This window comes from Streptomyces sp. NBC_01471 (genome assembly GCF_041438865.1).
Taxonomy (GTDB): Bacteria; Actinomycetota; Actinomycetes; order Streptomycetales; family Streptomycetaceae; genus Streptomyces.
In genome coordinates this window covers 2407818-2430507 of sequence record NZ_CP109450.1, presented here as the reverse complement: position 1 = coordinate 2430507, position 22690 = coordinate 2407818, and the positions used below count along the sequence as shown (strand labels likewise).

Sequence of the window (22690 nt, the reverse complement as noted above, 5' to 3'; positions counted from 1 at the left end):
GCCGCAGAGGCTGCCCGGTCAGGCGATCTTCTGCTTGACCTGGGCCAGCGAGGGGTTGGTCAGTGTCGAACCGTCCGGGAAGAGGACGGTGGGAACGGTCTGGTTGCCACCGTTCGCCTTCTCCACGAAGGCCGCGGAGTCGGCGTCGTGCTCGATGTTCACCTCGGTGTACGCGATGCCCTCGCGGTCCATCTGGCCCTTCAGCCGACGGCAGTAGCCGCACCACGTGGTGCTGTACATCGTCACAGTGCCCGGCATGTCTCTCGCGCTCCTCTGCTGCTGCGTCGCCCGCAGCCTTCTGTGCTGCTTCGTCCGATACATGGGGATTCCCGGGGGGCGGCCTCGGGAAGTCACATGCCGTAGAACGTACGTGATCCGGCCACCATTCCCGTATGAGTGCGACGGGAACTCAGTACGACTGCGACTGAGCGCGACGGGGACTTAGTACGACTGCGGCCCGGTACCTGTGGACAACCGACTCGTCAGTCTCGCGGGACCTGGCAGCATGGCGGGGTGACAGCAGCAACGCACGCCTCTCTCTTCCCCCAGGTACCGGACTCCGCCGACGCGGTGCTCGACGGGCTCGACCCCGAGCAGCGCGAGGTCGCGACGGCCCTGCACGGGCCGGTGTGCGTCCTGGCCGGAGCCGGTACGGGCAAGACCCGCGCGATCACGCACCGCATCGCCTACGGGGTGCGTGCCGGGATCCTGCAGCCTTCCACGGTGCTCGCCGTCACCTTCACCAACCGCGCGGCCGGCGAGATGCGAGGACGGCTGCGCCAGCTCGGCGCGGGCGGTGTCCAGGCACGGACGTTCCACTCGGCGGCGCTGCGCCAGCTCCAGTTCTTCTGGCCCAAGGCGGTCGGCGGCGAGGTGCCCCGGCTGGTCGAGCGCAAGGTACAGCTGGTCGCCGAGGCGGCGGCGCGCTGCGGCGTCCGGCTCGACCGCAACGAGCTGCGGGACGTCACGGGCGAGATCGAGTGGTCCAAGGTCACCCAGACCGTGCCCGCCGACTATCCGGCCGCCGTCGCGAAGTCGGCCCGCGAGGCGCCCCGGAGCCCGGCCGAGATCTCCCAGATCTACGCGATGTACGAGCAGCTCAAGCGCGACCGCGGAGTGATCGACTTCGAGGACGTGCTGCTGCTGACCGTCGGCATCCTCCAGGACCGGCACGACATCGCCGACCGGATCCGCAGCCAGTACCAGCACTTCGTGGTCGACGAGTACCAGGACGTCAGCCCGCTGCAGCAGCGCCTTCTCGAACTGTGGGTGGGGGACCGGGAGGATCTCTGCGTCGTCGGTGACGCCAGCCAGACGATCTACTCCTTCACCGGCGCCACCCCCGACCACCTGCTGACCTTCCGGGTCCGCCATCCGCAGGCGACGGTGGTGAAGCTGGTCCGGGACTACCGCTCGACACCACAGGTCGTCCACCTGGCCAACGGGCTGCTGGCCCAGGCCCGCGGCCGCGCCGCCGACCACCGACTGGAGCTGATCTCGCAGCGCTCCCCGGGACCCGAGCCCGTCTACAAGGAGTACGGGGACGAACCCACCGAGGCCGAGGGCACCGCGCGCCGGATCCGGGACCTGATCGCCGCGGGCGTCCCCGCGTCCGAGATCGCCGTGCTGTACCGGATCAACGCCCAGTCCGAGATCTACGAACAGGCGCTGGCCGACGCGGGGGTGCCCTACCAGCTGCGCGGAGCCGAGCGGTTCTTCGAACGGCCCGAGGTGCGGGAGGCCGGCGTCGCGCTGCGCGGAGCCGCCCGGGCCGGCGGGAACGACCCGCTGCTCGACGACGCGGTGGATCTGCCGTCCCAGGTGCGGGCGGTGCTCGGCACCAAGGGGTGGCGGGCGGAAGCCCCCGCGGGGTCCGGGGCGGTCCGGGACCGCTGGGAGTCGCTGGCCGCGCTGGTGCGCCTGGCCGAGGACTTCGCCAGGGCCAGGGAGGGGGCGACCCTCTCGGACCTCGTCGCCGAGCTGGACGAGCGGGCGGCCGCGCAGCACGCCCCGACCATCCAGGGCGTCACCCTGGCGTCACTGCACTCGGCGAAGGGCCTGGAGTGGGACGCGGTGTTCCTGGTCGGGCTGACCGAGGGCATGATGCCGATCACCTACGCCAAGACCGATGAGCAGGTCGAGGAGGAACGCCGACTGCTCTATGTGGGCGTCACCAGGGCCCGGCTGCACCTCACGCTCTCCTGGGCGCTGTCCAGGTCGCCCGGCGGCAGGGCCTCCCGGCGGGCCAGCCGCTTCCTCAGCGGACTGCGGCCGGGTTCGGCGGGAGGCCCTGCCGCCGGGCTGCGCGGCGCCGCCGGTGGCGCGGGCGGGATCGAGCGGGGTGCGGCGGCCCGCCGCAAGCACCGCGGGCCCGTGCGGTGCCGGGTCTGCGGCAAGACCCTGACCGACGGCGGCGAGATGAAGCTGATGCGCTGCGAGGACTGCCCGTCGGACATGGACGAGGCGCTGTACGAGCGGCTGCACGAGTGGCGCGCGGTCCAGGCGAAGGAGACGGGACAGCCCGCGTTCTGCGTGTTCACCGACAAGACCCTGATGGCCATCGCGGAGGCGGTGCCGTCCAGCGAGACCGAGCTCACACGGATCGCCGGCGTCCCGGCCCGGAAGATCACACGGTTCGGAGGCGATGTGCTGAAGATCTGTGCAGGCCAGGAGCTTGTGGACGGTGACGGAGAAGACTGACCGAAACTCGTTGAAAAAATAGTTTGCGCACGCCCCGGGAACCCCCTTAGGTTCTTAACCACGGGAACAGCGACTTCTCTGAAGCCCTGGTTCTGTGCTGTACTTCACCACAGCTGTACCTGACCTACATTCGAATGGGACGAGGCCTCCGGGCCCCCGCTCCCCGAGACGCCGAGAGGAGGCGAGACCAGTGGCAACCATCACGAAGACCAAAATGACCGATCGCTCGGTCGTCGTCACCTGCCTGCTCGGCTCCTCTCTCCGTGGAACCGGTCTGTCCGGCATCTCTGCCGTCAGCCCCGTTTCCCTGGCGGGTCTTCCCATTCGGGACCGTAATGAGCGACCGACCAAGGCACCGGAAGCAGCAGTAGCAATCGCGGGGATGCCGTCCTATGCGTTTGCGGCAGCCGGTGCCGAGTTCGGGACGCAGGCAACGCAGCATCACACGATGTGGGCCTTCCGTGGGCTCGAACCCTGGAGTGATCCAGTCTGATTCACCATCAGGCAGGCGCCTTCAGGGCCGCGGAACCCCACCCGGGATCCGCGGCCCTTTTGTTTGTACTGGGCCACCAGACGACATCCGGTCAAACAGACCGGAACGACCAGACGAGGAATGAAACCACCGTGCAAATCGAAGCGCACGCCCCGTCCGTACCGCCCTCACAGACACTCTCGCCGCCTGTTGCCCCGGAGGATCCCACCGTGTTCCCGCTTACCGCGCTGACCGTTCTCGACGACGCCATCGAGAACCTCGATGTGCCCGTCCCCTGCCGTGCCTACGACCCGGAGGTCTTCTTCGCCGAGACCCCGGCCGACGTCGAGTACGCCAAGTCGCTCTGCCGTACCTGCCCGCTCGTCGAGGCCTGCCTCGCCGGGGCCAAGGAGCGTCGCGAGCCGTGGGGCGTCTGGGGTGGCGAGCTGTTCGTCCAGGGCGTCGTCGTCGCCCGCAAGAGGCCGCGTGGGCGTCCGCGCAAGAACCCGGTCGCAGCATGAAACTCACCGGCCCCGGAACGATTGACCGCCCCCACAAGCACGATCCCCAGAAGCAGGACCCGATGACCTCTTCCACCAGCGAGCCGTCCGGCTCCGCAACACCAGTCGTCACCACCATCGGCGCGACCGCGTCGCGCCAGAACAGGACCCGTGAGATGCAACTCATCCCAGAAGCCATGGCTCGTGCTCATATGCACGAGCGCCGCAGGGAGGCCGACGCCGAACGTCAGGCCCTGCGCCTGGTGTCCGCCCGCCGCATGCAACGCCGCGCCGAGCGCGTCTCGTTGCGCGCCCGCCGTGCGATCGCCATGGCGGTCATGCAGTAAGGCGGTCGTGCACACCGGCCGCCGCGCAGCGGCGAAGAAGGAACAGAGCAATAGCGCAGAAGCGCAGCAATACAGCAGCGCAGTAGTACAGAAGTAGCAGTAGAGAAGCGGTAGTAGAGAAGAAGACGCGCAGAAGGCGCGGAGGACATCGGGGGCCGGTCGGCGTGACCGGCCCCCTGGCATGTCCCGGATGCGCGGAACCGGTCCGGTCAGGCACGCGCCTGGGCAGGAGGCAGTTCCTCCTCCGGAACCGTTTCCCGGACTGCTTCCGAGACTGCTTCCGTGCCTTGTTCCGGGAGTTGTTCGGTGACCTGATCCCGGAGTTCGGTCTCCCCGGTCTCCCCGGGCTCCGACAGGAACCCCGGCATCCAGGCTTCGAGTTCGTCCCGGAGCCGTACGGTCGCACCCAGCTGGCAGAGCACTCCGATGGTGCTCAGTGTCACCCGGTGGATCAGCAGGTAGGACGGCGGCAGATTGAGCTGCTTGCCCAACTGGTGGGCGGGGGAGCGGGGATCGGCGATCCTGGCGGCCTGCGCCCGCATCCACCCCCGGCTGAACGTGAACTCGTCGGCCTGCACCGGTTCGATGATCGGTACCAGATACTCCAGCACCGCCTCCGGATCGAGATCGATGGACTCCTTGACGAAACCCTCCTCGCAGAGCATCTCGTAGACGCCGGATGCCTCACCCTCGATGGTCATCCGCAGGGCGTGGCCGATCGTGGCGGGAAGTCCGCCCGGCAGCCGGTCCACCGTCCCGAAGTCGAGCACCCCCAGTCGCCACTGTGCGGTGGCCTCCTCTGAGGTGGCTCCCTCTGAGGTGGCGTCGTCCTCAGCGCCGTCGTCCTCAGCGATCCCGTCGTCCGCCTCGGCCGGCAGCAGCCGGAAGTTGCCGGGGTGCGGGTCGGCGTGCAGCAGTCCCGTACGGGCCGGGCCCGAGAAGAGGAACCGCGCGAGCAACTGCCCTGCCCGGTCCCGCTGTTCGTCCGTGCCGTCCGCGATCACATCGGCCAGCGGGATTCCGTCGATCCACTCGGTCACCAGTACCTGGTCGCTCTGGTGCACCACATCGGGCACCACCACGTCCGGATCCCCGGCGAACTCCTCCGCGTGTTCCCGCTGGGCCTCCGCCTCCAGCTCGTAGTCCAGCTCCTCCGACACCCTGTCGCGCAGTTCGGTGATGAGCGGCTTGATGTCCATACCGGGAATCAGCGGACCGAGCAGCCGGGCGAAGCGGCTCAGCTGGGTCAGGTCCGACAACAGGGCCTCACCGGCCCCCGGGTACTGCACCTTGACCGCCACCCGGCGCCCGTCGTGCCATACCGCCCGGTGCACCTGGCCGATGGACGCGGCGGCGGACGGCTTGTCGTCGAACTCGACGAACAGTTCGCGCCACTCCGTCCCCAGCTGCGCTTCCAGCACGGCGTGAACTGTCTGCACGGGCATGGGAGGGGCGGATTCCTGGAGCTTGGTCAGCGCCGCCCGGTAGGGCCCCGCGATCTCCTCGGGCAGGGCGGACTCGAAGACCGAGAGGGCCTGCCCCATTTTCATGGCCCCGCCCTTCAGCTCGCCCAGGACCTTGAAGAGCTGGTCGGCCGTGCGCTGCTGCACCTCGCGTGCCACGATCTCCGCGGATCTGCCGCCGATCCGCTTGCCCAGGCCCCAGGTGGCGCGGCCGGCGAAACCGAGTGGGAGTGCCGCCAGCTTGGCGGTACGTGTGACCGCTTTCCGGGGAAGATCAGACATGCGCCCCTCCAAATCCCAGACTGCCGTGGAGCGTACGGCGGTTACCCGGCCATTGTGTCGTGCGGAGCCCCGGCCTCCGAGGCGCGCTCCCCTCCAGTGTGCCCACCCGCACCGCAGCGGCAGTCGGGGTGGGGTGTGATACGGGCCGATCGCCAGTCGAGCAGCGGCAGGGACGCCTCCCACCGTGCCCCCGTCGATGCCGGCAGCTCGCCGTCGAGGAACGCCAGCGTGTGTGCCGCCGCCAGCCCGGCCACCGCCGTGGCCAGGCCGAGATCGCAGGCGGGCACGGAGCCACGTCTGCCCGAGCGCCACTGCGCGACCATCCGGGGCCAGCCGGGATCGTGCTCGGTCCGCCGCAGCGCCAGGCAGCCCGAGCACGCCGTTCCTCCCGGCAGGACGAGTGGCCCGACCACTCCTGTCCCTTCGAGCACGCCCGTATAGAGATGAGGCGTGCCCGACGTGATCCACTCCGTGGAGAGTGCCGGATCGGGCACATAGGCATCGAATCCGTCACGCGGTGCGACGACGATCAGTGACAGCCCCGGTTCACCGTCGGTGCCCGGCGCGGCAGCGCAGGCGCGGGGTGGCGGGCCGGGTGCGACGCGCCTGATCAGCTGACGCGCCGCTGCGTCCCGACGCGCCCCGACCGCCTCGGCCGGAAGGCCCCCCGGTGCCACGTCAGCGGGGGTGACGGAGCCACCGTCCAGCACGTCGACCCGGCCCACCCCGGAGGCCGACAGGAGTGCGGCCACGGTGGCACCGACCCGGCCCGCACCACGTACCTGAACCCGTATGGCCCGCCGGGCCGCGAGGCGGACCGTGCCGCCGCCCGGCTCCGGATGGACCAGCGAGAGGGATGCCAGATCGGGGCGGAGCCGGTCCAGGGTGCCGGGCCGTTTCCGTAACGCGTCGGCCGCCGCGCCTCCGGCTGTCGCATCGTCGATCAGTCCCGCCTTCGAGAGCCGGGCGACCAGCTTGTCCACCTGGCCGTCCGGCAACCGCATGGCCCGCGCCTCCTCCCGCAGCAGCTCCATCCCGCGGGTGCCGTCCAGCAGCCCGAGGAGGCAGCCGGTCGCCGGGTCCACCGGGCCGAGCACCACCGCCTGTGCGGGAGTCACCCCGAACTGCACCGCCTGCCGGTCCCGCCATGCGCGCCGCAGCGCGGGCTTCACCATCGGATGCATCGCACGCCCCCGTCCACAGTCCGCCGGGCTGTCCCGGCGGCTCTGTTGCCAGAATGCCCTCAGGTCACGGCGGGTGCGGAAAGTTATCCACAGGCCCGGTGTGCTGATACTTCGAATGCTGCACCCTGTGGAATGGATCAAGGTTCAACCGCGATGGGCGCGGGACTTCCCCCACTGACAGCGGGTAACGTCGAGGCGTGCCCGTCGACCCTCTGCACACCGCCGGAAGTCCACCGCGCAGCGCGAAGAGCCAGCCGCCCCGCGCCCCGGCGACGAGCCCGGTCGAGGTCCGCAGAAGCGCCCGGCGCAACAGAACGGTCTCCGCGTACCGGGAGGGCGACCGAACCATCGTGCTCATCCCCGCCCGGATGTCGGACGCCGAGGAACGGCGCTGGGTGACCGTGATGCTCGACAAGCTCGCGGCCCAGGAGAGCAAGCGCGTCCTCGGCGACACCGAGCTCGCCGACCGGGCGGCGCGCCTGTCCGAGCAGTACTTCGCGGGCCGGGCCCGCCCCGATTCGGTGCGCTGGGTGACCAACCAGAACACCCGGTGGGGTTCCTGCACGCCGGCCGAGGGCAGTATCCGGCTCTCGCACCGGCTCCAGGGCATGCCGGAGTACGTCGTCGACTACGTGTTGCTCCACGAGCTCGCCCACCTGCTGGTCCCCGGGCACGGCCCGCGCTTCTGGCAGCTCCTCACGGCGTATCCGCGCACCGAGCGGGCCCGGGGCTATCTCGAAGGGGTGGTGGCCGCCGAGCGGCTCCCGCAGCTGCCCGCCGCCCGCGGTGAGTGACAGCTCCGGTGTTCCCGGGTGACTCTGTACCGGCTGAGTACCGGGTCCGTCCCGGCTTGGCCGGATGTCGGTCCCAGCCGCTAGCCTGGCGCGACGGAAACACATTCGGGATGGGGGACGGTCGTTACGTATGGCCAGGCAATTCCAACGCGGCCACAAGGCCAGGATCAGTGACCTGACAGCGGGCACGGACCTGTACGTGGGTGTGCAGATCGCGGGCGCCGGACTGACCTTCGACATCAGCTGCTTCGGACTCGACGCCGACGAGCAGCTCTCGGACGACCGGTATTTCATCTTCTTCAACCAGCCGAAGTCGCCGGAGGAGTCGATCCAGCTCCTCGGCGCACAGGCCGGTGACACCGAGTCCTTCCGTGTCACGCTCGACCGTATCCCCGCCGGTATCCAGAAGCTCTCGTTCACCGCGACGCTCGACGGCGCCGGCCAGATGTCGCAGATCGGGCCCGGGTACATCCGTATCGTCGCCGGTGGCGACGAGGTCGTCAGGTACGCCTTCACCGGCTCCGAATTCACCACGGAGCGCGCCGTCATGCTGGGCGACTTCTATCTGAAGGACGTCTGGCGGTTCGCCGCCGTCGGCCAGGGTTTCGACGGCGGACTCGACGCGCTGCTCAGGAACTTCGGCGGTGAGGTGGCCGAGGACGAGCCCGCACCACCGCAGCAGGCCGCCGCTCCGCCGGCCTTCGGTGCCCCGGCTTTCGCCCCGCCCGCCGCGGCCCCCGATCCAGCCCCCTCCTTCGGCGCACCGGCCGCTCCGCCCCAGGGGCCGCCTGCTCGGACACCGCCGCCCCTCCCCTCGTCCGGCGGAGTGGCGACCCCGCCTCCGCTGCCTGCGCCCGCCCCGCCGCCGATTCACTCGGCGCCCACCATCGCCGCGCCGATGCACCTGGACGGGGGCGCCACCCCGCCGCCCGCCCCCGCTCCGTACGCACAGCCGCCGCAGCTTCCGCAGCAGCAACAGCCGCCTCAGTTCGGCCAGTTCCCGGGCCAGGCCCCGCCGCCGGGCGCCCCGGCCCCACACGGCGGCCCTCCAGGCCAGCCGGGGCCCTACGGCCAGCAGCCGCCCCCCGGACAGCCCGCTCCGTACGGACAGCCTGCCCCCTACGGACATCAGCCGACCGTCGCGGGCCCCGGGCTGCAGGCCGCCTTCCAGAAGTACCGTGAAACGGACACCGGCCAGCGCTGGACGCCGCAGAACAAGTACCTGATGCGGGCCGATCTGACCGTCAGTGACACCCCCGTCCTCGCCCGCCAGGGCAGCATGGTGATGTACCAGGGCAAGGTCGACTTCAGCTACAAGGGAGCCGGTTTCGCGGGGCGGATCGTGGGCCGTGCGACCGGCCAGGAGATGCAGCTGATGCGCTGCACCGGCCGCGGCCAGGTCTTCTTCGCCGAGAACAGCGCCCATCTGCACCCCATCGAGCTCCAGGGCGACGGCATCTGCGTCTCGGCGGAGAACGTGCTCGCCTTCGACGAGACCCTCCAGTACGAGGTCCGCAGGATCGAGGGTCACGGCATTCCCGGCGGGGCGCTGTTCACCATGCAGTTCCAGGGCACGGGCACGGTGATCGTCAAGACGCACGGTGTGCCGGTGGTCCTGCCGGTCACCCCGACCACCTTCGCCGACTGCAACGCGGTCGTCGCCTGGTCGTCCGCCTCGCAGGTGATCGTCTCCAGCCAGGTGCGGCTGCGGCAGAACGCCTACGCGGGCGACAGCGGCGAGAGCGTGAACCTCCAGTTCCGGGGCGCCCCCGGGAACTTCATCATCGTCCAGCCGTACGAGGTCTGAGGGAGCCCGTCATGAACCAGCAGCTCGCGGGCTACGCCCCGACCCCCGTCACGGCCCGCATGGAGAACCACGGCAGCAAAATGCTGAAGGTCGCCATGCAGACAGGCCAGGACCTCCTCGCCCGGACCGGATCCATGGTCGCGTACGAGGGCTTCGTGCAGTACGAGCCGAATCCGCCGGCCGTTCGCCAGATCGCCCGTGACTGGATCACCGGCGAGGGCGCTCCGCTCATGAAGTGCTCGGGCGACGGCCTGCTCTACCTCGCCGACTACGGTGCGGACGTCGTCGTCATCAACCTCAACAACGACGCGCTGTCGGTCAACGGCAGCAATCTGCTCGCCTTCGACGCAAGCCTCACCTGGGGGGTGGAGCGGGTCAAGGGCATGGCGAAGTTCGCCGGACAGGGCTTGTGGAACATCCAGGTGTCCGGCAGCGGCTGGGTCGCCATCACCTCGCGCGGTACGCCGATCGTCGTCGACTGCGGCAGAGGTGAGGACGAGACGTACGTCGACCCGGATGCCCTGGTCGCCTGGTCGCCGAATCTCAAGGTGAAGGGCAAGCGGAGTTTCAAGGCCGGTTCGCTGATCGGGCGGGGCAGCGGGGAGGCGTACCAGATGGCCTTCTCCGGGGAGGGCATCGTCGTCGTACAGCCGAGCGAGGACAGCACCGACCGTCTGCGGATCCGGACCTGAGGGGAGCCAGAACACCATGCAGAGCCCGCTTTTCAGCTACACGGAACAGCAGACCCAGGACCGGTACACGGTGCAGAACCCGCAGTTGCTGCGGGTCGCGCTGACCGGGCACGACGACGTGCTCGCCCGCAAGGGCGCCATGGTCGCGTACCAGGGGCTGATCGAATTCGACGGTGAGTACCAGTCGAACCAGCAGCAGCGCGCCCGGGCGTACACGGGGGAGGGGCTCGACCTGATGCGCTGCCACGGGCAGGGCACGGTCTACTTCGCCAACCTGGCGCAGCATGTGCATCTGGTCGACGTCGACCAGGACGGGCTGACGGTGGACAGCGCCTACGTCCTGGCGATGGACTCCAGCCTGAACCACACGGTCGTCGCGGTCGACAGCCAGTACGGCATCTCGGGATCGGGCAAGTACCAGCTCAACATCACCGGCCGGGGCAGGGTCGCACTGATGACCTCGGGGCAGCCGCTGATGATGCAGGTCACGCCGGACAAGTACATCAACGCCGACGCGGACGCGGTGGTCGCCTGGTCGTCCGGTCTGCGGGTGCAGATGCAGGCGCAGACGCACGCCTCGGGGGTACGGCGGCGGCGCGGCAGCACCGGCGAGGGCTGGGAGCTCAGTTTCCTGGGCCAGGGCTTCGCGCTCGTCCAGCCCAGCGAGGTGATGCCGCCGCAGCACGCGAACATCGGGGACGGGGTGCTGGCGCAGTTCGGTATGGGGCAGCAGGGGGCGCACGGCCAGAACCAGGGCAACGTCTGGAACTGAACGCGCGGCCTCGGGTGACGGGATCTCCTCGGAGAAGCCCTCACCCGAGGCCGGGTTGTCTTCGTCGCTGTCCGGCGTCGCTGTCTGCCGTCGCTGCTGCGTTTCAGAGCGCCGCGCGGGCAGCTTCCACCAGCCGCCGGACCGACAGGTCGGCGACGGCCGCCACCTCGTCGTAGGCGAACCATCGCAGGTCAAGCGACTCGTCGCTGATCAGTTCCACCGCTCCTGGCGGGACCAGGGCCGCGTACTGCACATCGAAATGCTGGGTGCAGGGCGCCGGAATCGAGTGACGGTCCAGCCTCAGGGGGCCGCCGGGCAGCAGCGTCAGCCCCTCGATGCCCGACTCCTCGGTCGCCTCGCGCAGGGCGGCTCCCGCCACCGTCGTGTCGCCCGGCTCGCAGTGCCCGCCCATCTGGAGCCACATCCGCAGCTTCCTGTGCAGGGTGAGCAGCACCTGCCCGCGCTCCGGGGCCAGGACCAGAGCGCTCGCGGTGAGATGTCCCGACCCGCAGGACTTCCACATCCCGTCGGGGTGGGCCGACAGATGGTCCAGATAGCTCTGACGCAGCTCGTCCTGGCCCTGCTGGTCCTTCAGTACGCGGACCGCGTCGTCCTGCAGGGTGCCCTGGTGCGTCACTGGCCGGAGTCGTCCTTCTTCTCGCCGGTCCCGTCGGTCCCGTCGTTTCCGTTCTGTGTGTCCTGTGTCTCCTGCGAGTCCTTCGTGCCGGGCTTCTCGCCCTTGGTCAGGTCGGGCTTGCCCTGGCCGGTCTTGCCGCCGCCGGCGGCCTCACCGAGCATCTTGTCCAGCTCGGAGAAGTCCAGGTGCTCGTGGTGGACGAAACCGTCCGGGTCGTCCAGGTCGGAAGCGGTCGGCAGCATGTCCGGGTGCTCCCACAGGCCGTCGCGGCCGTCGACACCCCGCGCGTCCGTGAGCGAGGCCCACAGCCGCGAGGCGTCCCGCAGCCGGCGCGGCCGCAGCTCCAGACCGATCAGCGTGGCGAAGGTCTGCTCGGCCGGACCGCCGGAGGCCCGGCGCCTGCGCAGCGTCTCGCGCAGCGCGTCCGCCGAGGTCAGGCGGGTCTTCGCGGCCTCGTGGACCACGGCGTCCACCCAGCCCTCGACCAGCGCGAGAGCCGTCTCCAGACGGGCCAGTGCGGCCTTCTGCTCCGGGGTGTCCTCCGGCTGGAACATGCCCTGCTGAAGGGCTTCCTGCAACTGCTCGGGGTGCGAGGGGTCGAGTTGGCCGACCACGTCCTCCAGCTTCGAGGTGTCGACCTTGATGCCGCGGGCGTATCCCTCCACCGCGCCGAACAGATGCGAGCGCAGCCACGGCACGTGGGCGAAGAGCCGCTGGTGGGCGGCCTCACGAAGCGCCAGGTAGAGCCGCACCTCGTTCTTGTCGATGCCCAGGTCCTTGCCGAAGGCCTCGATGTTCAACGGGAGCAGCGCCGCCTTGCCGGCCGGGCCGAGCGGCAGACCGATGTCGGTGGAGCCGACCACCTCGCCCGCGAGGACGCCGACCGCCTGCCCGATCTGCTGGCCGAACATGGCTCCGCCCATGGACCGCATCATGCCGAGCAGCGGGCCGGCCATGGCCTGCATCTCCTCGGGCAGCACACCGCCCATGGCCGCGCCGACGCGCTCCGCGACCGGGTCGACGAGCTCCTTCCACACCGGCAGGGTCGCCTCGACCCACTCGGCGCGGCTCCACGCGACGGCCGTACCGGCCCCGGAGGGCAGCGAGGTCGCGCCGTCCAGCCACAGGTCCGCCAGGCGCACGGCCTCCTCGACCGCCGACCGCTCGGCCGGGCCCACACTGGTGTCCTTGGTGCCGTCGGACGTGCCCTGGGCGACCGTCTGCCGTGCGATGTCCTTGGCCATGTCCCAGTTCACCGGGCCGCCCTCGTAGCTCAGCATCTGGCCGAGCTGCTGGAAGGCCGCACCGAGGTCGTTCGGGTTCATCGAACCGAACATCGCCGCGAACGGATTGTCACCGCCGCTGCCGGGACCGAACCCGAGCGGATTCTGCGGGGAGCCTCCGCCGCCCTGACCGCCCTTGCTCTTGCCCGCGTCGCCGTCCTCCGGCTCCTCCGGCGGAAGGCCGAATCCGAATGGAGTGTCACTCACGGGTTTCCTCGGCTCGTAGGGCCGTCGGCCGACTGGCCGACAGCGATTGCCCGACAACACCACCCAGGGTAGGGGGTGACCGCCCGGTCAGGCCGGGTCCGACCGGGCGGCTCTCCACAGACACCGGTGCCCGATGAGGGCTCAGTGCTTGGCTGACGCATGGGCTGCGGCAGGATGGACGCCACCTGGTCCGTACGTGTCAGTTCGCGTACGTACTGAAGACAACCTCTGGAGACGCCCGGTGAGTTCCCCAGATCCGCAGGTTCGCGCAGCGCGAAACCTCTCAACCAAGCCCTCCCGAGGACCCGTCGTCGCGGTCACCGGAGCCGCCTCCGGCATCGGCGCCCTGCTGACCGGTCGGCTGGCCGCGTCCGACGAGGTCAAGCAGGTCGTGGCCATGGACGAGCGGCGAGGCGACGTGGCCGAGGCCCAGTGGCACATCCTCGACGTGCGCGATCCGGCGATCGCCGAGAAGCTGCGCGGCGCAGACGTCGTGGTGCACCTCGCGCTCGACCTCGATCTGGAGACCGACGCGACCGCCCGCTCGGCCTACAACGTCCGCGGTACCCAGACGGTCCTCACGGCCGCCGCGGCCGCCGGTGTCCACCGCGTCGTGCTCTGCACGTCGGCGATGGTCTACGGCGCGCTGCCGGACAACGACATCCCGCTCTCCGAGGACGCCGAGCTGCGGGCGACCGCGGAGGCCACCGGCGTCGGTGACCTGCTGGAGATCGAACGCCTCGGCCGCCGCGCGCCGCGTGCCCACCCGGGTCTGAACGTCACCGTGGTCAGGCCCGCGGTCCTGGTGGGCGGTACGGACACCGCGCTGACCCGCTACTTCGAGTCACCCCGGCTGCTCGTGGTCGCGGGCACCCGCCCCACCTGGCAGTTCTGCCATGTGGACGACCTGGTCAGCGCACTGGAGTACGCCGCGCTCGAAAAGGTCGACGGCGAGTTCGCGGTGGGCTGCGACGGCTGGCTGGAGCAGGGCGAGGTCGAGGAGCTCAGCGGTATCCGCCGGATGGAGCTGCCGTCCGCTGTCGCCCTGGGCGCCGCCGCCCGGCTGCACCGGATCGGCCTCACCCCGTCGCCCGCCGGTGACCTCGCGTACACGATGCATCCCTGGGTGGTCAGCGTCGGCAGGCTGCACGACGCGGGCTGGCGACCCCAATGGACCAACGAGGACGTCCTCGCGGAACTTCTCGAAGAGGTGGCGGGACGGCACACGGTCGCGGGCCGCAGGCTCGGCCGCAAGGACGCCACGGCCGCGGGGGCGGCGGGTGCGACGGTCGCGCTGCTCGGTACGGCGGCGCTGGTGCGCCGGGCGCGCCGGGCCCGGCGGGGCCGTATCTGAGGGTTCCGCGCCCCCGCCCCCGGCCCGGCGGCGGGTCGTCCTGTAGGACGCTCCAAGGGGCACGCGCAGGTACCGGTCGAAAGCGCCATTCCGTGCGGTGGGCCCCGTACGGCACCATTGATGTCATGGCACTCACCAACGACCACCCCGGCGAACAGGCCGCGCATGACCCCATCCGGCTGCTGGAGATCCGCGACACCCCGCTCAGCATCGACGAGGTGTTCAAGGTCGTGGGCGACGAGGCGGCCGGCGGCACGGCGCTCTTCGTCGGCACGGTGCGCAACCACGACGGCGGGACCGACGTCGATGCCCTCGGCTACTCCTGCCATCCCTCCGCCGAGGCCGAGATGCGCCGGATCGCCGAGCGGGTGACCGAGAAGTTCCCGGTGAGAGCCCTGGCAGCGGTCCACCGCGTGGGCGATCTCGCGGTGGGCGACCTCGCCGTGGTGGCCGCCGTCTCGTGCGCGCACCGCAACGAGGCGTTCGAGGCCTGCCGGATGCTCATCGATGATCTGAAGCACGAAGTGCCGATCTGGAAGCACCAGACGTTCTCGAACGGCACGGATGAGTGGGTCGGCATCTGACTCCGTTCGGCGCGGCCGGTCCGGCCCGCAGCGGCGGCGCTGTCCGCCATGTGCCCGATTTGCGTAACCCCACCCCGGCCGTGAGCGTTGGAGCAGCAGATGACTAATCTGTTGATCAGTCGGTTCGCGACTGTTCACGGGGGTCCGGAGGTCGGTATGGGTGCACTTGCCTGGTTGCTGATTCCGCTCTTCGCCGCGGTCGGAGCCGCCCTGTGGGGCAGGTGGGCCGCGCGGCAGCGCACGGCCGGTGACGGCGCCGAACTCGCCGGCTACGCCAGGTTCCGAGAGGCGATGGAGAAGGCGGACGCCGGCTCCGACGCCCTCTGACTCCCGGTGTCCCGCCTGATCAGGGCCTGGGGCCCCGGCCCCGAGCGGTGCGTCACAGACTGGTCCCGTACTGTCGTTCCATGCCACGCCGCACCCTGACGCTGCTCACGTCCACCCTCGTGCTGATCGCGCTGCTGTGCGGCGGAGTGTTCCTCACCGTCCCGTACGCCGAGATGAGCCCGGGGCCGACCGTGAACACGCTCGGCAAGGCGGGTGGCCAGCCGGTTCTCCAGGTTTCCGGCCACAAGACGTACCCGACGAGCGGTCACCTCAACATGGTGACGGTCAGGGTCACACGGTCCGACTACCAGATGAACCTGGTCGAGGCGGTCTACGGCTGGCTCGCACACGACAGCGTGGTCGTTCCGCACGACACCCTGTACCCGGACGGCACCACCGAGCAGCAGTCGACCCAGCAGAACGCCGAGGAGTTCAGCGAGTCCCAGGAGAGCGCCAAGGTCGCGGCCCTGGACGAGCTGGGGATCCCGGTGAAGTCGCGGACCGTGGTCTCCACGGTGGTCAAGGGCAGCCCCGCGCAGGGCAGGCTCCACGCGGGCGACGTCATCAAGGCCGTGGACGGCAAGGCCGTCACCGAGCCCGGTGACGTGGCGAAGCTCGTCACCCAGCACAAGCCGGGCCAGTCGGTCGTCTTCACGGTCGTACCGGCGGCGACCGCGGCGGCCGCGGAGAAGACGAGCACCGAGCCGAAGGGCACCAAGAACGTGTCCATTGTCACCGCGAAGGCCCCCGCTCCGGACCCGGGCCGGGCCATCGTCGGCATCCAGGCGGGCACCGACCACACCTTCCCGTTCCACATCGACATCAAGCTCGCGGATGTGGGCGGTCCCAGCGCCGGTCTGATGTTCTCCCTCGGCCTCGTCGACAAGCTGACGCCGGGCGATCTGACCGGCGGCAAGTTCGTCGCCGGTACCGGCACCATCGACGACAAGGGCGTGGTCGGGCCGATCGGCGGCATCGAGATGAAGCTCGTCGCCGCACGCCAGGCGGGCGCCCAGTACTTCCTGACGCCCAGCGACAACTGTGCGGCGGCGGCCGCGGACACCCCGTCGGGCCTCACCCTGGTGAAGGTGAAGGCGATGAAGGACGCGAAGCAGGCGATGGACAAGATCCGCGCCGGGGACACCGCCGGGCTGCCCAGCTGCTCTGCCAAGTAGCCACCGGTCCTGGGCGCGTGACCGCCCGGCGGAGCAGCCGGGCGCGGCCCGGCCGCGCCGTCCCTCCGCCTACGCCTCGAAGGTCACCGAGAGCGCCTCGGCGAGGCCGGGGACCAGCTCCGAGCCGGTGAGCACCTCGTTCGGCGAGTCCTTCGCACGCAGCCGCAGCGCCGACTCACGGGTGCCGTCCCGCAGCACCGCCACGGTCATCCGCACCTCCTGACGGTCCGGGTGCTCGGCGACCCAGGCCGTCAGCTGCGCCTCGTCCATCCCCTCCGGCACGGTTGCTTCCGCCGACGGCGGCAGCATCAGCCGCTCGACCGTCATCGCGCACCCTGCCACCGCGTCCGGCCAGGCGATCGTGGCGAGGAACTCGTCGAGTGGGGTGGTGTCCGGGATCTCGTCCTGCTCGACGGGGGTCAGTGACGCGGCGGGCTCGCCGTCGTCGAGACCGAGCTGGGCGGCCAGGCCCGGCTCCTGGGTACGGAGCTTCGCGGTGTCCACGAGTGCGAAGAGTCTGGCGGGCTGGTCCCAGCCGAGACCGGACGCGTACTCGTCGATTTCGAGCACCGCCACGGTGAGCGGACTGGCGGCCATCGGAGGGCCTGAGGGCGAAGAAAGGTTGGGCATGGGCAATATCCTGCCCTCTTCCACCCCGGGAACGGGAACTGGGTAAAGCCTCAGTAAGTTGCATGAGTGGGCTCTACGATCGCGGGGCCTGTTCCACACGACCGCAAACTTCGAGGTGCGCACGTTGGCTTTCCAGATGCCGGACCGCGGCGGAGGCCCGACCGGGCCACGGACCAGAGTGGGACGGCCGTCCCGCCGCGCCCGGAACATGCTGTTGACCCTGGGCGTGCTGATCGTCCTGGCCATGGCGTTCATCATGTTCTCCGGGTTCTGGACCGACTGGCTCTGGTACCGCTCCGTCCACTACTCATCCGTCTTCACCACCACCCTGTGGACGAAGATCGGGCTCTTCCTCGTCTTCGGCGTGCTGATGGGGGCCGCCGTCGGCCTGAACATCTGGCTGGCGCACCGGCTCCGGCCGCCGCTGAGCGCGATGTCGCTGGAGCAGCAGAATCTCGACCGCTACCGGATGGGCATCGCGCCGTACAAGAAGTGGCTGCTGCTCGGGGTGACGGCGGTCATCGGGCTGATCGCGGGTGCCTCCGCATCCGGGCAGTGGCGCACCTGGCTGATGTTCGTCAACGGTGTGCCGTTCGGTCAGAAGGACCCCCAGTTCAAACTGGACGTGTCGTTCTACACCTTCGATCTGCCCTGGTACCGCTTCCTGCTGGGCTTCGGCTTCGCCGCCGCGGTGCTCTCGCTGATCGCCGCCGCCCTGGTGCACTACCTGTACGGCGGGCTGCGTGTCACGAGCCCCGGAGCGCGCGCCACCTCGGCTGCCACCGGCCATCTGTCGGTGCTGCTCGGCATCTTCGTGGCGTTCAAGGCCGTGGCGTACTGGCTCGACCGGTACGGACTCGCGGTGAAGTCCAGTGACTTCAAGGCCACCGGCAACTGGACGGGCCTGCGGTACGTGGACGCCAACGCCTATCTCCCGGCCAAGACGATCCTGTTCTGCATCGCGGTCATCTGCGCCCTGCTGTTCTTCGCGACGCTCTGGCGCCGCACCTGGCAGCTGCCGGTGATCGGTTTCGGTCTGATGGTGCTCTCCGCGATCCTGATCGGCGGGCTCTACCCGGCGATCGTGCAGAAGTTCACGGTCGAGCCGAACGAGCAGGCCAAGGAAGCGCCGTACATCCAGAAGAACATCAACGCCACGCGCAAGGCGTACAACATCGCCGACACGGATGTCGACAACTACTCGGGCAAGAGCAGCACCAAGGACACGACCAAGCAGCGCAACGACGCGAACTCGGCGGCCAGCTACCGGCTGATCGACCCGAACGTCGTCTCGCCGACCTTCCAGCAGCTGGAGCAGAAGCGGAAGTACTACGGCTTCCCGGCGACGCTGGACGTGGACCGCTACAAGGGCCAGGACACAGTGATCGGCCTGCGCGAGCTGAACATCGCGGGCATCCCGAAGCACAACTGGATCAACGACCACTTCACCTACACCCACGGCTACGGCGCCATCGCGGCCAAGGGCACGACCACGGACGGCAACGGAGCCCCGGTCTTCACCGAGTCCGGTCTGCCGGCCAAGGGCGATCTTCCCGGCTACCAGCAGCGGATCTACTACGGCGAGAAGACCACCCAGTACTCGATCGTCGGGGGCCCGCAGAAGGAACTCGACTACGAGAACAACGGTGAGAAGACCACCAGTTACCAGGGCAAGAGCGGGGTGGACATCTCCAACCCGCTGAACCGCGCCGCGTACGCGGTGGCGTTCAACGAACCGCAGATCCTCTACTCGGGAGCGATCGGCAAGGGTTCGAAGATCCTCTACAACCGCACGCCGAAGCAGCGCGTCGAGGCGGTCGCCCCCTGGCTGACCATCGACGGCGACTCCTATCCGGCGGTGGTGGACGGGAAGATCCAGTGGGTCGTCGACGCGTACACCACAACCAATGGATATCCGTACGCCTCGCGTACGACGCTCGGTGACAGCACGGCCGACTCGCTGACCGACAACCAGCGCGCGGTGGTCGCCCAGCAGAACCGGGTCAACTACATCCGCAACTCGGTGAAGGCGACGGTCGACGCCTACACCGGCCAGGTGAAGCTGTACCAGTGGGACGCCAAGGACCCGGTCCTCAAGACCTGGATGAAGGCGTTCCCCCACACGGTCGAGCCGAAGGCGGACATCCCGGCGGACCTGAAGGCGCATCTGCGCTATCCGCAGGACATGTTCAAGGTCCAGCGCGAGCTGCTGGCGCGCTACCACGTCACGAACCCCAAGCAGTTCTACAGCGGCAGTGACGCCTGGCAGGTGCCCAACGACCCGACCACCAGGGACAACAGGGCCGTACCGCCCTACTACCTGTCGCTGAAGATGCCGGGCCAGAAGGGCGACACACGGCAGTTCTCGCTCACCACCACGTTCACCCCCAGCGGGCGCCCCAACCTGGGCGGCTTCATGGCGGTGGACGCGGACGCCGCGAGTCCGGACTACGGCACGATCAGACTCCTCAGAGTCACCTCCGAAGTGCCGGGCCCGGAGCAGGTGCAGAACAAGCTCAACGGCCTGGCGAGCGTGGGTAACTTCGTCCGGGACATGAAGGGCGCCGACTCGGACATCGAGTACGGGAACCTGCTCACGGTGCCACTGGACGGCGGGTTCCTCTACGTCGAGCCGGTGTACGCCCAGGGCCGCAACGCGCACTATCCGCTGCTGAAGAAGGTGGCCGTCTCGTACGCGGACGCCGACTCACCGGACGGCGACACCACCGCGTTCGAGAACACCCTGGGCCAGGCGCTGGACAAGGTCTTCGGGGTGGACGGTCAGGAGACCAACCCGCCGTCGACCGGGAACACCACCAGGCCGCCGGCGAACGGCACGGTGAAGAAGGCCATCGCCGACGCCCAGCAGGCGTACGAGGACGGTCAGGCCGCGCTGGCGAAGAAGCCGCAGGACTGGGCCGCCTACGGCAAGGCGCAGAAGGACCTGCAGGACGCCCTCCAGCGGGCCTCCGACGCCGGAGCCAAGGTCAAGCCGAGCGGCAAGAGCGGCTGACCGTCTGCCGGGTCCGGGCCTGGTCAGGGTAAAAGCCCTGATCAGGCCCGACCGCGGGCCGGTAAAGCGGCCCTCCGCGCCGTGGTACGGTTGCAACACAACGGCGCGGGGTGGAGCAGCTCGGTAGCTCGCTGGGCTCATAACCCAGAGGTCGCAGGTTCAAATCCTGTCCCCGCTACTGAAGTCGAAGGCCCGGATCTCGAAAGAGATCCGGGCCTTCGTCATGTGCCGGTCCGAAGCGTCTGCCCGCTTGCCCGTCCGTGCGACTCCTGTGAAGAAGGCGCCGCCTACGGGAAGTTGGGACTGGTTCATGTTTCACTTACCGCGCTGCGGGAAGTCGACAAAACGCTGTAGTGACCTAGTCGGCTGCGATATACCGGGTGTGCGCGAGTTGCACGTAGTGGGACGATGGTGTTTATGGGGGACAGGGCAACTCTGTTGGAGACAGGGCGGTTTGTGCAGAAGCACGCCGATGACGGCCACGACGCCGTCGACGCGGAGGAAACGGCTGACGCCGAGGCCGAGGCACGCCACCGGAGCGGTGCCGAGAGCGGTGAAGCCGCGTCGATGAGTGTGCTGGGTGCGCTGCTGCTGCGCCGCGGGGACCTCGACGGCGCGGAGCGCTGGCTGCGTGCCGCCACCGGCGAGGGGGACCGGGCCGCGGCCAACAACCTGGGCGTGCTGCTGCACCAGCGGGGCTACGCGGACGAGGCGGCCGGCTGGTGGCGCATCGCCGCCGTCGCGGGCTCCGCGGCCGCGGCCCACGCGCTGGGCAGACACCACCGGGAACGCGGGGACGAGCCCGCCGCCGAGTACTGGCTGCGCCAGTCCGCCGAGTCGGGCCACGCGCTCGGGGCGTACGCCCTCGCGGACCTGCTGGAGCACCGCGGTGACATCGGCGCGGAGCGCTGGCTGCGCGCCGCCGCCGAGCAGGGCCACCGGGAGGCCGCCTACCGGCTGGCGCGCGCGCTGGACCGCGCCGCGACCGGGAAGGCCCCGGCTGCCGAGGCCGAGCAGTGGTACCGGCAGGCCGCCGCGCGCGGCCACCGGCGCGCCGCGCTGCACCTCGGCGTGATCCTGGAGAAGCGCGGCGACCTCAAGGAGGCCGGCCGCTGGTACCTGACGTCGGCCAAGGACGGCGAGGCCCGCGCGGCCTGCGCGCTCGGCTTCCTGCTGCGCGACGCGGGCGACGAGGAGAGCGCCGCCGTCTGGTGGCTGCGTGCCGCCCAGGACGGCGACGGCAACGCCGCCAACGCGCTGGGGGCGCTGCACGCGGCCCGGGGCGAGCAGCAGACCGCCGAGCGCTGGTACCGGGCGGCCATGGACGCGGGTGACGTCAACGGCGCGTACAACCTGGCCCTGCTCTGCGCCGCCCAGGAGCGCACGGCGCAGGCCGAGCAGTGGTACCGCCGCGCCGCCTACGCCGGGCACCGCGAGGCGGCCAACGCGCTCGCCGTGCTCCTCCTGCAGAACGGCGACCCGGCAGGCGCCGAGCCGTGGTTCTCCAAGGCGGCCGAGGCGGGCAGCGTGGACGCCGCCTTCAACCTGGGCATCCTGCACGCGGGCCGCGACGACGACCGTGGTGCCTTCGTCTGGTACGAGCGGGCGGCGGCGGCCGGGCACACCGAGGCCGCGCTCCAGGTCGGCATAGCGCTGCTCAGGGACGGCGAGGAGCACATGGCGGAGCGCCACCTGCGCTGCGCGGCGGGCGGCGGAAGCATCGAGGCGGCCTTCCGGCTCGGCGCGCTGCTCGACGCCAGGATGCCCCCGCCGGGACCGCCCGTGCTGGGTGAGCCCGTCACCGAGAAGAGTGAGTGCGAGGAGTGGTACGAGCGCGCCGCCGAGCAGGGGCACCGCCGCGCCCAGGTCCGGGTCGGCATGCTGGCCGCCTCCCGCAACGACGTCGAGGCGGCCGCGGGCTGGTACCGCGAGGCCGCCGAGGCGGGCAGCCGCAACGGCGCCTTCAACCTCGGGCTGCTGCTGGCCCGCGAGGGCAACGAGCGCGAGGCGGGTCTCTGGTGGGCCAGGGCCGCCAACGCCGGGCACGGCAGGGCCGCCCTGCGTCTCGCGCTGCTCGCCATCCGCCGCGGTGAGCTGGGTGAAGGGCAGAAGTGGTGCAACCGGGCCGTGGAGCTCGGTCCCGCCGAGGTCGCCGAGCGCGCGGCGCGCCTCAGTGAGGCACTGCGCCAGGAGCTCACCGCGTGACGGTGCGACCGGCCGGCCAGTAAGGCGGCCGGCCGCGCGCACCGGTCGGCAGCCGCCCGCGTCCCGGCAGGCCGGCCGGTGCATGTCCCGGTCCCGCCCGGCTCACGGGAACGGGATTTGCACTGGTCGGCGGCCCCACGTACAGTTACGAACACAACGGCGCGGGGTGGAGCAGCTCGGTAGCTCGCTGGGCTCATAACCCAGAGGTCGCAGGTTCAAATCCTGTCCCCGCTACTGAAGACCGAAGGCCCGGACTCGGAAG

Annotated in this window: 20 protein-coding genes and 2 tRNA genes; 16 read left to right on the top strand and 6 right to left on the bottom strand. The window is 70.1% G+C overall.

The annotated features are described in order from the left end of the window. Positions 1-18: 18 nt before the first annotated feature. Positions 19-258 carry a mycoredoxin gene (locus OG285_RS10445; RefSeq protein WP_164267504.1) on the bottom strand — a complete coding sequence of 80 codons (240 nt, stop codon included), beginning with the start codon at positions 256-258 and terminating at the stop codon, positions 19-21. Positions 259-513: 255 nt separating this feature from the next. Here OG285_RS10445 and OG285_RS10440 point away from each other — a divergent pair, with 255 nt between their 5' ends. The 4 genes from OG285_RS10440 (at position 514) to OG285_RS10425 (ending at position 4019) form a co-directional block, all read left to right on the top strand. Beyond that, positions 514-2700 (top strand): ATP-dependent DNA helicase UvrD2, encoded by a 2187-nt coding sequence (locus tag OG285_RS10440; RefSeq protein WP_356827266.1) that lies wholly within the window; start codon positions 514-516, stop codon positions 2698-2700. Between the two features lie 214 nt (positions 2701-2914). After that, positions 2915-3193, top strand: coding sequence for a hypothetical protein (locus OG285_RS10435; RefSeq protein WP_356827421.1), 279 nt, complete (start codon positions 2915-2917; stop codon positions 3191-3193). Positions 3194-3324: 131 nt separating this feature from the next. Beyond that, the gene (locus OG285_RS10430) at positions 3325-3693 is read left to right on the top strand and encodes a WhiB family transcriptional regulator (protein ID WP_266853311.1); all 369 of its coding nucleotides are present in this window, start codon (positions 3325-3327) and stop codon (positions 3691-3693) included. Beyond that, positions 3690-4019: a hypothetical protein gene (locus tag OG285_RS10425; RefSeq protein ID WP_356827265.1), complete on the top strand. Its 330-nt coding sequence runs from the start codon at positions 3690-3692 to the stop codon at positions 4017-4019. The genes OG285_RS10430 and OG285_RS10425 overlap by 4 nt, the downstream gene beginning before the upstream one ends. A gap of 209 nt (positions 4020-4228) precedes the next feature. On the opposite strand, the gene OG285_RS10420 is transcribed toward OG285_RS10425, so the two are convergent. Together OG285_RS10420 and OG285_RS10415 are read right to left on the bottom strand one after the other, a co-directional pair. Then, complete coding sequence (locus tag OG285_RS10420) at positions 4229-5764, bottom strand: ABC1 kinase family protein (RefSeq protein WP_371790814.1); 1536 nt, start codon at positions 5762-5764, stop codon at positions 4229-4231. A gap of 41 nt (positions 5765-5805) precedes the next feature. Next, entirely contained in the window at positions 5806-6948 is a 1143-nt protein-coding gene (locus OG285_RS10415) for a TOMM precursor leader peptide-binding protein (protein WP_371790813.1), read from the bottom strand. Between the two features lie 197 nt (positions 6949-7145). Between OG285_RS10415 and OG285_RS10410 the strand changes: the two genes are divergently transcribed. The 4 genes from OG285_RS10410 to OG285_RS10395 all read left to right on the top strand — a co-directional run bounded on the left by OG285_RS10410 (position 7146) and on the right by OG285_RS10395 (position 11013). Further along, positions 7146-7742 (top strand): M48 family metallopeptidase, encoded by a 597-nt coding sequence (locus OG285_RS10410; protein WP_356827262.1) that lies wholly within the window; start codon positions 7146-7148, stop codon positions 7740-7742. Between the two features lie 130 nt (positions 7743-7872). Further along, positions 7873-9549: a TerD family protein gene (locus OG285_RS10405; protein ID WP_356827261.1), complete on the top strand. Its 1677-nt coding sequence runs from the start codon at positions 7873-7875 to the stop codon at positions 9547-9549. A gap of 11 nt (positions 9550-9560) precedes the next feature. Then, positions 9561-10241 (top strand): AIM24 family protein, encoded by a 681-nt coding sequence (locus OG285_RS10400; protein WP_356827260.1) that lies wholly within the window; start codon positions 9561-9563, stop codon positions 10239-10241. A 16-nt stretch (positions 10242-10257) separates the two neighbouring features. Further along, entirely contained in the window at positions 10258-11013 is a 756-nt protein-coding gene (locus tag OG285_RS10395) for an AIM24 family protein (RefSeq protein WP_356827259.1), read from the top strand. 103 nt (positions 11014-11116) lie between these two features. On the opposite strand, the gene OG285_RS10390 is transcribed toward OG285_RS10395, so the two are convergent. Next, positions 11117-11650, bottom strand: a complete 534-nt coding sequence (locus OG285_RS10390; protein ID WP_356827258.1) for an NUDIX hydrolase — start codon at positions 11648-11650, stop codon at positions 11117-11119. Then, positions 11647-13140 (bottom strand): zinc-dependent metalloprotease, encoded by a 1494-nt coding sequence (locus tag OG285_RS10385; RefSeq protein ID WP_371790812.1) that lies wholly within the window; start codon positions 13138-13140, stop codon positions 11647-11649. Before OG285_RS10385 ends, OG285_RS10390 begins: the two co-directional genes overlap by 4 nt. A 241-nt stretch (positions 13141-13381) precedes the next feature. On the opposite strand from OG285_RS10385, the gene OG285_RS10380 reads away from it, so the two are divergent. From OG285_RS10380 to OG285_RS10365, 4 genes are all read left to right on the top strand, one after another. Next, complete coding sequence (locus OG285_RS10380; protein WP_371790811.1) at positions 13382-14494, top strand: SDR family oxidoreductase; 1113 nt, start codon at positions 13382-13384, stop codon at positions 14492-14494. A gap of 125 nt (positions 14495-14619) precedes the next feature. Next, positions 14620-15078, top strand: a complete 459-nt coding sequence (locus OG285_RS10375; protein ID WP_356827255.1) for a molybdenum cofactor biosynthesis protein MoaE — start codon at positions 14620-14622, stop codon at positions 15076-15078. Positions 15079-15234: 156 nt separating this feature from the next. Further along, entirely contained in the window at positions 15235-15405 is a 171-nt protein-coding gene (locus tag OG285_RS10370; protein ID WP_356827254.1) for a hypothetical protein, read from the top strand. An 80-nt stretch (positions 15406-15485) separates the two neighbouring features. After that, positions 15486-16580: a PDZ domain-containing protein gene (locus tag OG285_RS10365; protein ID WP_371790810.1), complete on the top strand. Its 1095-nt coding sequence runs from the start codon at positions 15486-15488 to the stop codon at positions 16578-16580. 69 nt (positions 16581-16649) lie between these two features. Here OG285_RS10365 and OG285_RS10360 read toward each other — a convergent pair whose 3' ends face one another. Beyond that, positions 16650-17210 carry a PPA1309 family protein gene (locus OG285_RS10360; protein WP_328319531.1) on the bottom strand — a complete coding sequence of 187 codons (561 nt, stop codon included), beginning with the start codon at positions 17208-17210 and terminating at the stop codon, positions 16650-16652. Between the two features lie 136 nt (positions 17211-17346). Here OG285_RS10360 and OG285_RS10355 point away from each other — a divergent pair, with 136 nt between their 5' ends. From OG285_RS10355 to OG285_RS10340, 4 genes are all read left to right on the top strand, one after another. Then, the gene (locus tag OG285_RS10355; protein ID WP_356827420.1) at positions 17347-20223 is read left to right on the top strand and encodes a UPF0182 family protein; all 2877 of its coding nucleotides are present in this window, start codon (positions 17347-17349) and stop codon (positions 20221-20223) included. 104 nt (positions 20224-20327) lie between these two features. Beyond that, positions 20328-20401: transfer RNA gene (locus OG285_RS10350), tRNA-Met, on the top strand. Positions 20402-20631: 230 nt separating this feature from the next. After that, positions 20632-22428, top strand: a complete 1797-nt coding sequence (locus OG285_RS10345) for a tetratricopeptide repeat protein (RefSeq protein WP_356827252.1) — start codon at positions 20632-20634, stop codon at positions 22426-22428. A 160-nt stretch (positions 22429-22588) separates the two neighbouring features. Beyond that, positions 22589-22662 (top strand) — tRNA-Met (locus tag OG285_RS10340). Positions 22663-22690 lie beyond the last annotated feature (28 nt).

Bases quoted from the DNA above. Each gene is read 5' to 3' on its own strand.
- OG285_RS10365 (WP_371790810.1), top strand. From the start codon at position 15,486: ATGCCACGCCGCACCCTGACGCTGCTCACGTCCACCCTCGTGCTGATC.
- OG285_RS10360 (WP_328319531.1), bottom strand. From the start codon at position 17,210: ATGCCCAACCTTTCTTCGCCCTCAGGCCCTCCGATGGCCGCCAGTCCG.
- OG285_RS10435 (WP_356827421.1), top strand. From the start codon at position 2,915: ATGACCGATCGCTCGGTCGTCGTCACCTGCCTGCTCGGCTCCTCTCTC.
- OG285_RS10425 (WP_356827265.1), top strand. From the start codon at position 3,690: ATGAAACTCACCGGCCCCGGAACGATTGACCGCCCCCACAAGCACGAT.
- OG285_RS10420 (WP_371790814.1), bottom strand. From the start codon at position 5,764: ATGTCTGATCTTCCCCGGAAAGCGGTCACACGTACCGCCAAGCTGGCG.
- OG285_RS10375 (WP_356827255.1), top strand. From the start codon at position 14,620: ATGGCACTCACCAACGACCACCCCGGCGAACAGGCCGCGCATGACCCC.
- OG285_RS10395 (WP_356827259.1), top strand. From the start codon at position 10,258: ATGCAGAGCCCGCTTTTCAGCTACACGGAACAGCAGACCCAGGACCGG.
- OG285_RS10355 (WP_356827420.1), top strand. From the start codon at position 17,347: ATGCCGGACCGCGGCGGAGGCCCGACCGGGCCACGGACCAGAGTGGGA.
- OG285_RS10370 (WP_356827254.1), top strand. From the start codon at position 15,235: ATGGGTGCACTTGCCTGGTTGCTGATTCCGCTCTTCGCCGCGGTCGGA.
- OG285_RS10415 (WP_371790813.1), bottom strand. From the start codon at position 6,948: ATGCATCCGATGGTGAAGCCCGCGCTGCGGCGCGCATGGCGGGACCGG.
- OG285_RS10400 (WP_356827260.1), top strand. From the start codon at position 9,561: ATGAACCAGCAGCTCGCGGGCTACGCCCCGACCCCCGTCACGGCCCGC.
- OG285_RS10405 (WP_356827261.1), top strand. From the start codon at position 7,873: ATGGCCAGGCAATTCCAACGCGGCCACAAGGCCAGGATCAGTGACCTG.
- OG285_RS10345 (WP_356827252.1), top strand. From the start codon at position 20,632: ATGGTGTTTATGGGGGACAGGGCAACTCTGTTGGAGACAGGGCGGTTT.
- OG285_RS10445 (WP_164267504.1), bottom strand. From the start codon at position 258: ATGCCGGGCACTGTGACGATGTACAGCACCACGTGGTGCGGCTACTGC.